Origin of the sequence: Paenibacillus lacisoli (assembly GCF_030580655.1) — a bacterium.
Taxonomy (GTDB): Bacteria; Bacillota; Bacilli; order Paenibacillales; family Paenibacillaceae; genus Paenibacillus; species Paenibacillus lacisoli.
In genome coordinates this window covers 677,536-689,718 of sequence record NZ_JAUQTB010000001.1, presented here as the reverse complement: position 1 = coordinate 689,718, position 12,183 = coordinate 677,536, and the positions used below count along the sequence as shown (strand labels likewise).

Here is a 12,183-nt window from a genome sequence, read left to right as displayed (position 1 = left end):
TATACTATGTAATGTTGTTCGGAAAGTTTGACAGACAATCGCTGGCGGCGCAAGCCGCGAGAGGAAAGTCCGGGCTCCACAGGGCAGGATGCTGGATAACGTCCAGTCAGCGCGAGTTGAAGGATAGTGCCACAGAAATGGACCGCCGATGGCCGCTTGCGGCACAGGCAAGGATGGAACCGAGGTGTAAGAGACCCCGAGGAACGCTGGTGACTTCGTTCCTGGTAAACCCCATCTGGAGCAAGACCTAATGGGACACAGCTTCATCCGCAAGGAGAGAAGCAGCCTTAGCCCGAGGCGTGTCCGGGTTGGTCGCTGGAGCTGTTCAGTAATGGATGGCCTAGATAGATGATTGTCGCTTATGGCGGGAGGGTAGTTCCCGATCGAACCGCGAAGAGCACAGAACCCGGCTTACGGAAAACTTTCCTAACTGGCAACAGACTAACAAGCTTTAATTGCATTACATTACGATGTCTGCTGAATGCGGCGGCTGATCGGTTTATTCCGATTGGTCGCCGTATTTTTGTACTGTTTAACAGGAAAATTACGTAGGAATAACGATGTCCAGCCAAGCAAGTTGGGAACGGAATTGGACTGGCATATACGCAGGTACACAATATTTTTGCAGGGAGTAGGACATATATCCAATCGTCAGATGCGGATCGGTAATAAGCTGTATCATCAAATGAAAAGGAGTTGTTTTGAATGAGTAATTGTCATCACCCTCATCACTGTCCTCCGCTTGACCCGGTCGTTGTTCAACCTGTGCAGGTGTTCCAGCCTCACTTCCATCCTCAGATACAGACGGTGGTACACCCGATTGAGATTATTAACCAGCACTTCTGTGTACCTGTTCCTTGTCATGTGTACCCAGTCGTTGTTAAAGACGAAGTGTGCGGTGTGTCCAACTGGAGAGGCAAAAAAGCACAAACCCGTTCGGTTCGCAGCAAAAAACGTTAATCTTTCTGCAGCAAAAAGCAGCCGGCGGTCACTGCCGGCTGTTTTCGCAATCGTTCGTCGTTTTATTCTTCTGTTGAATGTCTGCGCAGAATAGAATCCAGCTTGCTGCGGATATAATTCGGCCAGAATTGCAGGGGTGTGCTGTTAGTACCTGCTGCGTTCAGTGCCTTATACACATCAATCTGTCCATAGCCATAATACTTATCATGTCCGGGTGTACCAAGGTCAATCACGCTTTTACGCATCAGATCCATAACTTCCGTATTGGTGAGATCCGGATTGATAGATCGGATGAGTCCTGCCAGCGCAGCGACGTGCGGACTTGCCATCGATGTACCTGAAAGTGCGGCATACTGGTTTCCGGGGAACGTGCTGGCAATGCTTGCACCCGGTGCCATGACATCGACATAATCGCCGTAGTTAGAGAAGGAGGCTCGCTTCATGTGGGAATCGGTGGCCGATACAGCAAACACCTCGGGATAAGCTGCAGGGTAACCCGGGCGTTCTGTATTATCGTTACCAGTAGCAGCGATGAGTACGACGTCACGGTCAAAAGCATATTTGACGGCATCATGCAGAAATTGGGCGTCGGCATAATTACCGAGGCTGAGATTGATGACTTTAGCACCGTGGTCAGCCGCCCAGATAATGCCCTCAGCAACAGAATAGGTCGTTCCTGATCCGGAGGAATCCAACACTTTAACAGGCAGCACCTTGTTGTACCAAGTCATGCCAGCCACACCTTCCCCGTTGTTGACGATGGCAGAAATGACACCGCTGACGTGGGTGCCGTGCCCCACATCGTCATAAGGCTTTGCCCCGGGCTGGATGACATTGTAGCCAGGAAGCAGCTGACCCTTCAGATCAGGGTGATCCAGGTCAACGCCGGTGTCGACAACAGCAACGATTACGTCTTTGCTTCCTTTTGATAAATTCCAACCCCGGTTGGTCTCGGTAGCTGGAAGGTTCCACTGGTATTTGGAGAAAAGCAGGTCGTTGGGAATTTCAGGAGCTCCTGATTTCGTCTGTTTCTTCGTCACATCATTGGTTAAATACAAATAGTGAGGCTCGGTATAGCGTGGGCTCCAGCGAGCATTGAAATACTGGCGCAGCTCACGAAAGCTCATATCATTCGAACGGAATACATAGTTATAACCCAGTTTGCGTACTCGAGCGTGCTTGAGGTCAGCTAGAATTTTCTGCATTTCAGCAGATGACGGATCCCGGCGGAACCGTACGACGATCTCGTTTTCATAGAAGTGACTTGCATTTTCGTTATCGTGACCTGTCTTGACGGTCAGGTCTTTGAAGGTGTCAGGATGAACAGATTCTACTTTGAACTTGCCTTCTCTCGGGTAAGGAATTAAGCGGAGGTTTTTGCGCTGATGTTCTTCCACAGCATTGAGCACCTGTTGGCTCATCAGGGCGATGACTCCGCCCCGGCGGTCAGATGCTGGTTCGGCAACCAGAAAATATTTCTCACCGCCGTCTTCCATCGAGGCAGACTCGAACCCTTCGTGCCGGCGCAGTGCATCCTTGGCCAAAGACAGATTGGCTTTAAATTTGCCGCTGTTCAGGTTAACGCCATCGTCAGGGCTGGAGTATGTCTCGGCTTTCCCGCTGGCGGTATCGTACGTCATAAGCATGCGGATATGATGATGGGACGTCAGCAGCTGTCTGGCATCTGTCTTGCGCTTGGATACCGGCTGATTAGCCCATGTCTGAAGAAGAGACTGAAGATGCTGTCTGGCATCCAGACGGATCAGCTTGTCGGTAGCGAGAATGTCCTCGGATAACATCATTTTTTTGCTGGAATGTTCTTGTCTGGGGCTTGCCGGCACCGGCGCTTCGGCTTCTGGACGGGAGGAATTCCGTTCGGGCAGGAGCAAGGTTAAGGCAATTGCCGCGGCTGCGGCACCGCAGGCGGTCACCATCCATTTTCGTCGCATCATGCTATGGCCTCCTGTAGTGAAAGATTAGGTATACATTAGCGTTCGAAGCCGGTCAGTTTTTTATACCGCTCGTCAGATTTTTGTGGTAGGATAGGAACTGAAAAATTATTGTACTGTAAATCAATTCAGGATCAGCCGGGTCCATTACGATGGAATTCATTAAGGGGGAGCTAACGTTATGTCAGCAGCCAGTGTACAAAAATTATGTGAATCTACAAGGGATAAACTAAAATCCGCTATCGATGTCATGGAGCAGTTCCTGAACAAGAACGCACTGCCTCAATTGGTAACAGGGCAAGATGAGGAGGAAGTGCAGTATTATCAGGGATTCCTGACTGATCTTCGCCATCTGCTTGTATTTTCCGAAGTATCGTATGAGAAACTGGGTGTTGCACTACGTCGGGCAGCTTTTAACGAAGAGTTTGCCGAGAAGGCGCTTTACAATGTGTATCACCATGTTGTGAACAGCTTTTTCTATCCTAAGAATGAATCCTACAGCGAAGATGGACGGTATGCCTATACAGGACAGGATGCCATCCGCTTCCGCAGACAGCCTGTACAGGACGCCAAGCAGGTGATTCTGGATATCACCCGTAATTTTGAAGAAATTCGTGACGAACTTTCCTATTATGAGAGTGATTACCTGACGCAGCGCAGAATGCAGAGTCAGCGTAACCACGCCTAATGATTGGATTTTGAATAGCACGCTTTTGAAGGACACCGGAGACGGTGTCCTTTTTTAATGCTGAATACCGCCTTATCACTCCGGGAACAATACATTTGAGGTGATCATTAATGAGCTCTGAAGCCAAACCATTCGTCAAATGCAGCGTATCGAACTGTCACTACTGGGGGGAGCACAATGTTTGCAAGGCGGATCTGATCATGATTGATATCGACTCCCATGCAGATCGTCGGCTGAATGAAGAGTTTGCCGGAGAATATTTTGACTCTCATGAGAAGGACACGGCCCCAGCCTCTGCCGCTACCTGCTGCCACACATTCAAACAGAAGCATAAGAGCTAATACCAGTTCAAATCGGAGGTGTATACCAGATGAGTAATATGGACAATAACAGCATGAACCAGCAACCATCAGAAAAAAATGAGCTGCCGCCGCGCAGTCGTGTAGACTACCCGCGCAGATCGCATCAGGAGGAGTATTCCGCTGAAATTGCGCCGAGTCATACGCGTGCGAGCCGTTCCGAACGTTCAACAGCCGATCAGGATCAGGGGCAAGGTTTGGCTCAGGCAGGAAAGGCGGCAGGTTATGTCGGAGTTGCGCTCGGTATCGCATCCTTGTTTATGTGGTCGATTGTGCTTGGACCTACAGCTGCAGTACTCGGATATTATGCGTTCGTCAACGGTAGAAAATTATCAGGCGCTTGGGCGATCGGCCTCGGTCTGCTGGCAACCATCAGCTATTTTATTATGATTCCTTTCGCACGCTAGAAATGGTCATCATTTGCAGATTAATGCAATAAAGTTCTTGGCTTTGGTCCCAGATAAAGGGATTAAAGCCTTTTTATTTTGAAAATCTATAGCAGTAAAGGTCCCTTAGATGGTAAAATAGGCTGTAAAGCTACCAGAGGGGAAGTTGAACGAACAGAATGCAGGTGGATACTCGTGCATCCAAGCAGCTGCTTGAGCTGCAATTGTTGAATAATGTCGGCGGGCAGAATCAAGAAGATAGCAGTAACACGGTCGAAGGCAGCGCGTTTAGTAATGTTCTGGTGCAGGCGCTTCAGAACGCTGACGCTCCGCAAGGGAATGCGGCAGCCACAACCCGGGATAAGGATGGCTTGCTGTGGATGCAGTTAGGTACAACAAGTGTTAAACCTGCCGTGTCCGAACCGCTTGTATATGAACTGGGGAGCCCATCCGGCTCTGAATCGGCTCATGCCGTGGACCGTCCGGCAGGATCACAACGCAGCGAGTCAACCAAGCCGACCGACTACAATGATCTTATCGCAGCTGCGAGCAAGAAATACGGAGTGTCCGAGTCGTTGATCAAAGCCGTGATCGATACGGAATCCTCTTTTAATCCGAATGTAGTGTCATCGGCTGGAGCCAAAGGTCTGATGCAGCTGATGGATGGAACAGCCAGCGGCCTCGGTGTAAGCAATTCGTTTGACCCGGCTCAGAATATCGACGCGGGGGTCCGTTATTTGTCTTATCAGATCCAGCGTTTCAACGGTAATGAGAACATGGCGCTGGCGGCCTACAATGCAGGCCCGGGACGAGTACAGAAGCTTGGTGTCCACAATGACGCTGAACTGATGAATGTACTGGACAAGCTGCCGGTTGAGACGCAGAAATATATTACTAAAATTCAGAATGCCCGCGCAAAATATATGGAATAGGCCCGGCGGGCATTGTACAAGTGCTGCAATTGCAGGGCTGAAGATCAAGATGGGAATCCGGGCTGGCCGCGGCCGGCGCAGTCAGGTTCTCACCTTGGTCTTTTTGTGCTGTGAGGGTTATGAGTAACGTTATGAATAGCAGGGAGGAAGGAGGGCAATGATGATTTATTTTGATTATGCTGCAACAACGCCTCCTTATGATGAGGTCATCCAGACCATCACTGAAGTGATGAAGCGGCATTACGGTAACCCGTCTTCAATCCATCGGTTTGGTGAAGAAGCCCAGCAGCTGCTAACCAAGGCAAGAGAAGTAACGGCTGCAGCGCTAGGTGTCAAACCAGAGGAGATTATATTCACCTCGGGCGCTACCGAGAGCAACAATCTTGCCATTAAGGGCGCGGCATTTCAATATCAGTCCCGCGGCAGGCACATTGTTACCGTGGGCACGGAGCACCCCTCTGTACTGGAGAGCTGTCTGCAGATGAGAGAGCTCGGTTGCGAGGTAACACTGCTGCCAGTGGACAGGGAAGGGCATATCGACCTGAATGATCTGCTCCAGACGGTACGCAAAGACACCGTTCTGGTCAGCATCATGCATGTTAATAATGAGACAGGACGGGTTCAGCTGCTGGAAGAGATTGGGCCTGCATTAAAAGCACATTATCCGCGGGTCCTGCTGCATGTCGACGGCGTGCAGGGCTTTGGCAAGCTACCTGTTGATCTGAAGCGGTGGCAGGCGGATCTTTATAGTCTGTCCGCGCATAAAATCAGGGGCCCCAAAGGGGCTGGGCTTCTCTATGTCAAGGAAGGACTGGAACTGTTCCCTCTGCTTGCCGGGGGCTCTCAGGAGCGGGGACTTCGTTCAGGGACTGAAAATATTCCTCTGCTCGTAGGAATGGCGAAGGCGATGCGGATGGCCTCAGCGCAGCAGCAGCAGTATGCTGAGCATGTGAGTGCTCTTCGTGACCGTCTGCTGGAACGGCTGTCGGCTATTCCGGTGCTGGAGATGAACAGCGGCAGAGAAGCGCCTCATATTGTGCATGTATCGCATCCGGGGATGAAGGCGGAGGTAATTCTGCATTCGCTCGAGGAGCAGGGTTTTGCGGTCTCGACCAAATCAGCCTGCTCCTCCAAACGTCCGGAGCCAAGCCGTGTGCTCCTGGAAATGGGAAGAGACCAGGCCCAGGCTTCCGGAGGCATTCGAATCAGTCTGGGTGCCGAACATACAGATCAAGACATCGACAGGCTTGGAGAGGCACTAGAGCAGATTATACACAAGCTCAAGCCTCTGGAAAGGTGGACATAAAATGATTTATGATATGCTGCTCCTGCGTTTCGGGGAGTTTACACTAAAGGGTAAAAACCGTACTCGTTTCGAGAAGGCGGTCCTGACTCAGGTGCATCAGCTGCTGAAGCCTTACCCTGGTGCTTCGATCAAGCGGGAATATGGAAGATTGTATATAGATCTTGGGGGAGAGCCTTATCAGGAGCTCATTCAGATATTGAAAAAGGTGTTCGGGATTGCCTCTGTCAGTCCTGTCAAAATGACCCCGCCTGAGCTGGATGCTATCATTGCGGCGGCTGTGGCTTTTGTAGGAGAATATGCACCCCGGGAAGGCACTACCTTCAAGGTGAATGCCCGCCGGGTGTGGAAGGAATTCCCTCACTCCTCACAGGAGATGAATCATCTAGTCGGCTCTCCTATACTTCGCCAATTTGGTACGCTTAAAGTGAATGTCAGGGAGCCGGATCTGGAACTGCGGGTGGAGATTCGCCAGCAGGCCGCTTACATTTTCGGGGAAGTCATTCCTGCAGTAGGCGGTTTTCCGCTGGGCACGAATGGAAAGGCCATGATGCTGTTATCCGGCGGTATCGACAGCCCGGTGGCGGCCTGGACATCCATGCGCCGCGGATTAGAAGTGGAGTGTGTGCATTTTTACAGCTTCCCGTTCACCAGCCAGCGCGCCAAAGAGAAAGTGATTGAGCTCGCTCAAGTACTGGCAGATTCAGCAGGCACGATGAAGCTGCATCTTGTACCGTTTACAGAAGTGCAGACGTCCTTTACACGGACAAACCAGGACAGCCTGATTATTACATTCATGCGCAGAGCAATGCTGCGGATTGCTACAATGCTGGCCGAAAGGGAAAAGGCGCTTGCTATTGTGACAGGTGACAGCTTGGGCCAGGTTGCCAGCCAGACGCTGCCAAGCATGAATGTCATTGGCAAGGCGACAACCCTGCCGCTTTTGCGTCCCCTGGTCATGATGGATAAGAATGAGATCATTGAGATCGCCAAGACCATCGGAACTTATGATCTTTCGATTCTACCTTATGAGGACTGCTGTACCCTCTTCGTACCCAAGTCTCCGACCACTAACCCTAATCCATGGATTGTAGAAAAGGTGGAGGCATCACTGCGTGAACTTCCTGAGCTGATCCGGCAGGCAGTTGAGAATACAGAAACCATGACATTAACCGCTGGCGAGAAGCATCACTTTAGTGAAGAGGTCATTAACGAAGAGTGGTTTTAGGATTTCGTATGACACGATAAAAGGACCCGTTAACAGTACGTGCGGCTGTTAACGGGTCCTTTTATTGACGGCTTTATCAGCTATCCCATCAGGAATAGGAGCGGTGCTTCTCTTTGCCGGCCCTGCGGTTCTTGGCATAGCCCGCAAGCAGTACACCGGCGACAACAATGAGGATAAGTCCATATCGTACAGTCGGGTGCTCTTCAAAGTAGGGAGTAAAGCGCTTTTCCTCCGTAATCATATTGGCAGCGGTGTAAGCAAGCACGGCTGCTCCGAGATACATAATCCAGGGAAAACGGTTAATGAGCTTAATAAACAGGGTGCTGCCCCATACAACAATAGGGACACTGATCAGCAGTCCCAGTATAACCAGGATCAGATGCTGTTTGGCGGCTCCGGCAACGGCCAGCACATTATCGAGTCCCATCGCCGCATCTGCGACAACGATCGTTCTTACGGCAGCCCACAAGCTTGTTCCGGCCTGCACTTCGGTATGTTCTTCTTCCTCGGCGACCAGCTTATAAGCGATCCACACCAACAGGATGCCGCCGACTACACGGAGCCAAGGGACACTCAGCAGCCACAGCACAACGATGGTAGCCAGGATCCGGATAATGACCGCGCCGCCTGTGCCGTACAGAATGGCCTTTTTTTGAGTTTCCTTTGGCAGTTTGCGGGCTGCCATGCCGATAACTATAGCGTTGTCACCAGCAAGCATCAGATCTATAAAGATGACGTTGAGCAGCAGTAACATAAATTCCAGGCTAAATATCTCCATCTACGTTCATTCCTCCAAATTATTCTGCGTTATGTGCAGCCCAGTGCTTGTATTCACTAAAATCGATTAATTATATTTTAGAGCCTTTTTTCAGTCAAGCATAGCCTGCCCCTGCTTGTCATACATCTAGGAAGTAGGGGAGGCGTTGGAATGGATCATATATGGCTGTTAACACAAATTTTGATGATTAATCTGGTGCTCAGCGGTGATAACGCAGTTGTCATTGCCATGGCCAGTAATCATCTGCCTGCGCACCAGCGCAAAAAAGCAGTATGGTGGGGCTCCATGGGAGCTGTAATTCTTCGCTGCATTTTGACCTTTATGGCTGTGCTCCTTCTGGGGATTCCTTACATACAGGCAGCAGGGGGGTTGTTACTGCTCTGGATCGCATTCAAGCTGCTCTATGAGAATAGTGGAGAGGTACAGGTTAGACAATCCTCTTCGACCTGGAAAGCGGTGCAGACCATTCTGGCAGCTGACTTTGTCATGAGTCTCGATAATGTTCTAGCTATAGCGGCCCTGGCCAAAGGTGATCTTGCCGTCATTATCATCGGTATCGCCATCAGCATTCCTATTGTTGTATGGGGAAGTAATCTGATCGGTCTGCTGCTGCGGCGCTATCCGATCCTGGTGCTGCTCGGTTCTGCCATACTTGCCTATACAGCCGGTGAAATGCTGCTGCGGGATCCAAAGCTCGGAAGCTTGCTTTCGGCCCTGCCCGGAGATGCGAACAGCCTGCTTCCGCTTATATTCGCAGGGGCTGCCGCTGCTGTTGGTATGCTCCATCATACGAGAAGAAGAACCTAAACGGCAGACTGTCCTATACTATTAACCAATTTACGGGATTCATGCGAGATGATGAACAGAAGCTGTGGTCTTTTTGGCAGTTATAGGCTAAACTGAATTTGTTCCGCAATTTGCATCGATTTAATGATGCCAAGTGCTCTTGTTATTGTTCGCTGACCGGGCTGTTTTTGCCCAATTCGACCAGGAGAAGGTGAAGCCAATGAACTCCAAAAATGAACGCGCAATTGGTATTTTTATTATAGCCGCAGGCCTTGTCATTCTGCTCGGAAAGCTGGGAGTATTCGCTTTTCTCGGCCGTGCCTTCTGGCCTCTTGTTATTCTGGTGCCCGGCCTGATCCTGCAGGTCATGTTCTTCAGACGCTTAGCCCCCGCTTGGGTGCTGATTCCAGGCGGAATGCTAAGCAGCTATGGCGTTTTGTTCTTTATTTGCAATACATGGGGCTGGAGTTTGATGCATGTTCTTTGGCCGGCATGGATTCTGGGAATCGCAGCAGGATTGTGGGAATATGCGATGTTTGAGATTCCGCGGCCCCGCTTGCTGTATTCGGCTGCCGTGATTTTGGCCGTGGTATCCATCGTGCTGTTCCTGTTCTCGCTGCTGCATACGGGCTTTATCTATATTGCAGCCGTTCTGCTGATTGCTGCTGGAGCATGGTTATTGTTCGGAAGAGGCAGAGGAAGAAAAGGATGGTAATGGAAAGCTATTGCTTTATGGCTGATTTAGACTATAATATAAGGGATATGGAACTGCGTCGGGTTATCCGGCGCTTATTTTGTGAAGCAACAATATAGAGAGAACTATTATTTGATATACGGAAAGGATATGGATCAAACCATGCATTCAAGACAAGACATTCGCAATATTGCGATTATTGCCCACGTTGACCACGGCAAAACAACCCTGGTTGACAAGCTGCTTCAGCAGTCCGGCACATTCCGGGAACACGAGGCTGTACAGGAGCGTGCGATGGACTCCAATGATCTGGAGCGGGAGCGCGGTATTACGATTTTGGCCAAGAATACAGCCATTACGTACAAAGATTACCTGATTAACATTGTAGATACACCTGGACACGCCGACTTTGGCGGTGAGGTAGAACGGATCATGAAGATGGTTGACGGCGTATTGCTCGTCGTTGATGCTTATGAGGGCTGCATGCCGCAGACGAAGTTTGTACTGCGTAAAGCGCTGGAACAGAACCTGACACCAATCGTCGTTGTGAACAAAATCGACCGCCCTGCAGCACGTCCTGCAGAAGTTATCGATGAAGTGCTGGATCTCTTTATCGAGCTGGGTGCCAATGACGATCAGCTTGATTTCCCAGTCGTGTATGCTTCCGCATTGAACGGTACTTCCAGCCTGGATCCTGAGCAGCAGGATGAGAACATGCAGGCTTTGTATGACACGATTGTAGAGCATATTCCTTCTCCAACAGAGAAGATTGATGAGCCATTGCAGTTCCTTGTAACATTGATGGACTACAATGAGTATCTGGGCCGTATTGCGATCGGCCGCGTAAACCGTGGTGTGATCAAGCAGGGCCAAGCTGTTACCGTTATGCTTCGTGATGGCGGAACCAAATCTGCACGTATTGAGAAACTGTTCGGCTTCCAGGGATTGAAGCGTATTGAGACCGAAGAAGCCGGTGCTGGTGATATCGTAGCAATCGCTGGGATTAAGGATATCAATATCGGTGAGACCATTGCCGATCCTAACAATCCTGAAGCACTGCCGGTTCTGAAGATTGACGAGCCGACACTGCAAATGACATTCCTCGTTAACAACAGTCCTTTCGCTGGCCGTGAAGGTAAATGGGTTACTTCCCGTAAGCTTCGCGAGCGTCTGCTCAAGGAACTGGAGACAGATGTCAGTCTTCGTGTAGATGAGACGGACAGCCCGGACGCATTTATCGTATCCGGCCGTGGTGAACTTCACCTGGGTATCCTGATCGAGAACATGCGCCGTGAAGGTTATGAGATGCAGGTATCCAAGCCGGAAGTTATCGTTAAAGAAATCGACGGTAAGAAATCGGAGCCGATCGAACGCCTGCTGATTGATGTTCCTGAAGAGAGCATGGGTGCTGTTATGGAAAGTCTGGGCAGCCGCAAAGCTGAAATGGTTAACATGATTAACAACGGCACAGGCCAGGTCCGTCTTGAGTTCCTGATCCCTGCGCGCGGCTTGATCGGTTACAGCACACACTTCCTGACACTAACTCGCGGATACGGCGTTATGAACCACGCGTTCGACAGCTACGGTCCGCTGATTGGCGGACAGGTTGGCGGACGTCACCAGGGCGTACTGGTATCCACTGAGAATGGCACGTCCACTTTCTATGGTATGCTGGGTGTAGAAGACCGCGGTACACTGTTTGTAGAACCAGGTACTGAAATTTATGAAGGCATGATCGTTGGCGAACATACACGTGACAATGACATTGTCGTAAATATCTGCAAAGAGAAGCAGCTGACGAACGTCCGTTCCGCAACCAAAGACGATACAGTGAAGCTCAAAACGCCTGTATTGTTCTCCCTGGAACAAGCACTTGAGTACCTGAACGATGACGAGTACTGCGAAATCACGCCGAAATCCATTCGTCTGCGTAAGAAAATCCTGAATAAGGGTGAGCGCGAGCGTGCGGAGAAGCAGCGTAAAGCAGCTCAGAACGCGTAACAGGATAAATTAACTACATCATTAACGGCTGCAACCCTTTGGGGGAACCAGCCGTTTCCTTTTTTGTGTCGTAATTTTGCATTCTCTGCATGCACAAGCTATAGTTGATTCTGTAATAA

Annotated in this window: 13 protein-coding genes and 1 other RNA gene; 11 read left to right on the top strand and 3 right to left on the bottom strand. The window is 50.3% G+C overall.

Annotated elements, in window-relative coordinates; genetic code table 11:
* Positions 1–22 precede the first annotated feature (22 nt).
* An RNA gene (gene rnpB / locus Q5741_RS03335) (RNase P RNA component class A) lies at positions 23–429 on the top strand.
* A gap of 115 nt (positions 430–544) precedes the next feature.
* On the opposite strand, the gene Q5741_RS03330 is transcribed toward rnpB, so the two are convergent.
* The gene (locus Q5741_RS03330; protein WP_305022605.1) at positions 545–682 is read right to left on the bottom strand and encodes a hypothetical protein; all 138 of its coding nucleotides are present in this window, start codon (positions 680–682) and stop codon (positions 545–547) included.
* A 23-nt stretch (positions 683–705) separates the two neighbouring features.
* Here Q5741_RS03330 and Q5741_RS03325 point away from each other — a divergent pair, with 23 nt between their 5' ends.
* Positions 706–960, top strand: a complete 255-nt coding sequence (locus Q5741_RS03325; RefSeq protein ID WP_305022604.1) for a hypothetical protein — start codon at positions 706–708, stop codon at positions 958–960.
* A 62-nt stretch (positions 961–1,022) separates the two neighbouring features.
* Here the strand turns inward: Q5741_RS03325 and Q5741_RS03320 are convergent, their stop codons facing one another.
* Positions 1,023–2,912: a S8 family peptidase gene (locus Q5741_RS03320; RefSeq protein ID WP_305022603.1), complete on the bottom strand. Its 1,890-nt coding sequence runs from the start codon at positions 2,910–2,912 to the stop codon at positions 1,023–1,025.
* Positions 2,913–3,090: 178 nt separating this feature from the next.
* On the opposite strand from Q5741_RS03320, the gene Q5741_RS03315 reads away from it, so the two are divergent.
* The 6 genes from Q5741_RS03315 (at position 3,091) to thiI (ending at position 7,805) form a co-directional block, all read left to right on the top strand.
* Positions 3,091–3,597 (top strand): YpuI family protein, encoded by a 507-nt coding sequence (locus tag Q5741_RS03315; protein WP_305022602.1) that lies wholly within the window; start codon positions 3,091–3,093, stop codon positions 3,595–3,597.
* 110 nt (positions 3,598–3,707) lie between these two features.
* On the top strand, positions 3,708–3,938 hold the full coding sequence (locus Q5741_RS03310) for a DUF1540 domain-containing protein (RefSeq protein ID WP_305022601.1): 231 nt from the start codon (positions 3,708–3,710) through the stop codon (positions 3,936–3,938).
* A 53-nt stretch (positions 3,939–3,991) separates the two neighbouring features.
* Positions 3,992–4,363: a hypothetical protein gene (locus tag Q5741_RS03305; protein WP_305022600.1), complete on the top strand. Its 372-nt coding sequence runs from the start codon at positions 3,992–3,994 to the stop codon at positions 4,361–4,363.
* A 158-nt stretch (positions 4,364–4,521) separates the two neighbouring features.
* Positions 4,522–5,274, top strand: a complete 753-nt coding sequence (locus Q5741_RS03300) for a lytic transglycosylase domain-containing protein (RefSeq protein WP_305022599.1) — start codon at positions 4,522–4,524, stop codon at positions 5,272–5,274.
* A 160-nt stretch (positions 5,275–5,434) separates the two neighbouring features.
* Complete coding sequence (locus Q5741_RS03295; RefSeq protein ID WP_305022598.1) at positions 5,435–6,580, top strand: cysteine desulfurase family protein; 1,146 nt, start codon at positions 5,435–5,437, stop codon at positions 6,578–6,580.
* A gap of 1 nt (position 6,581) precedes the next feature.
* Entirely contained in the window at positions 6,582–7,805 is a 1,224-nt protein-coding gene (gene thiI, locus Q5741_RS03290) for a tRNA uracil 4-sulfurtransferase ThiI (protein ID WP_305022597.1), read from the top strand.
* 88 nt (positions 7,806–7,893) lie between these two features.
* Here the strand turns inward: thiI and Q5741_RS03285 are convergent, their stop codons facing one another.
* Complete coding sequence (locus tag Q5741_RS03285; protein WP_305022596.1) at positions 7,894–8,583, bottom strand: TerC family protein; 690 nt, start codon at positions 8,581–8,583, stop codon at positions 7,894–7,896.
* Positions 8,584–8,733: 150 nt separating this feature from the next.
* Here Q5741_RS03285 and Q5741_RS03280 point away from each other — a divergent pair, with 150 nt between their 5' ends.
* The 3 genes from Q5741_RS03280 (at position 8,734) to typA (ending at position 12,064) form a co-directional block, all read left to right on the top strand.
* Complete coding sequence (locus Q5741_RS03280) at positions 8,734–9,390, top strand: TerC family protein (protein WP_305022595.1); 657 nt, start codon at positions 8,734–8,736, stop codon at positions 9,388–9,390.
* A 199-nt stretch (positions 9,391–9,589) separates the two neighbouring features.
* Complete coding sequence (locus Q5741_RS03275) at positions 9,590–10,084, top strand: hypothetical protein (RefSeq protein ID WP_305022594.1); 495 nt, start codon at positions 9,590–9,592, stop codon at positions 10,082–10,084.
* Between the two features lie 141 nt (positions 10,085–10,225).
* On the top strand, positions 10,226–12,064 hold the full coding sequence (typA, locus tag Q5741_RS03270; RefSeq protein WP_305022593.1) for a translational GTPase TypA: 1,839 nt from the start codon (positions 10,226–10,228) through the stop codon (positions 12,062–12,064).
* Positions 12,065–12,183 lie beyond the last annotated feature (119 nt).

Coding starts and splice junctions, on each gene's coding strand:
- Q5741_RS03330 (WP_305022605.1), bottom strand. CDS start 682: ATGATACAGCTTATTACCGATCCGCATCTGACGATTGGATATATGTCC.
- Q5741_RS03325 (WP_305022604.1), top strand. CDS start 706: ATGAGTAATTGTCATCACCCTCATCACTGTCCTCCGCTTGACCCGGTC.
- Q5741_RS03320 (WP_305022603.1), bottom strand. CDS start 2,912: ATGATGCGACGAAAATGGATGGTGACCGCCTGCGGTGCCGCAGCCGCG.
- Q5741_RS03315 (WP_305022602.1), top strand. CDS start 3,091: ATGTCAGCAGCCAGTGTACAAAAATTATGTGAATCTACAAGGGATAAA.
- Q5741_RS03310 (WP_305022601.1), top strand. CDS start 3,708: ATGAGCTCTGAAGCCAAACCATTCGTCAAATGCAGCGTATCGAACTGT.
- Q5741_RS03305 (WP_305022600.1), top strand. CDS start 3,992: ATGAACCAGCAACCATCAGAAAAAAATGAGCTGCCGCCGCGCAGTCGT.
- Q5741_RS03300 (WP_305022599.1), top strand. CDS start 4,522: ATGCAGGTGGATACTCGTGCATCCAAGCAGCTGCTTGAGCTGCAATTG.
- Q5741_RS03295 (WP_305022598.1), top strand. CDS start 5,435: ATGATTTATTTTGATTATGCTGCAACAACGCCTCCTTATGATGAGGTC.
- thiI (WP_305022597.1), top strand. CDS start 6,582: ATGATTTATGATATGCTGCTCCTGCGTTTCGGGGAGTTTACACTAAAG.
- Q5741_RS03285 (WP_305022596.1), bottom strand. CDS start 8,583: ATGGAGATATTTAGCCTGGAATTTATGTTACTGCTGCTCAACGTCATC.
- Q5741_RS03280 (WP_305022595.1), top strand. CDS start 8,734: ATGGATCATATATGGCTGTTAACACAAATTTTGATGATTAATCTGGTG.
- Q5741_RS03275 (WP_305022594.1), top strand. CDS start 9,590: ATGAACTCCAAAAATGAACGCGCAATTGGTATTTTTATTATAGCCGCA.
- typA (WP_305022593.1), top strand. CDS start 10,226: ATGCATTCAAGACAAGACATTCGCAATATTGCGATTATTGCCCACGTT.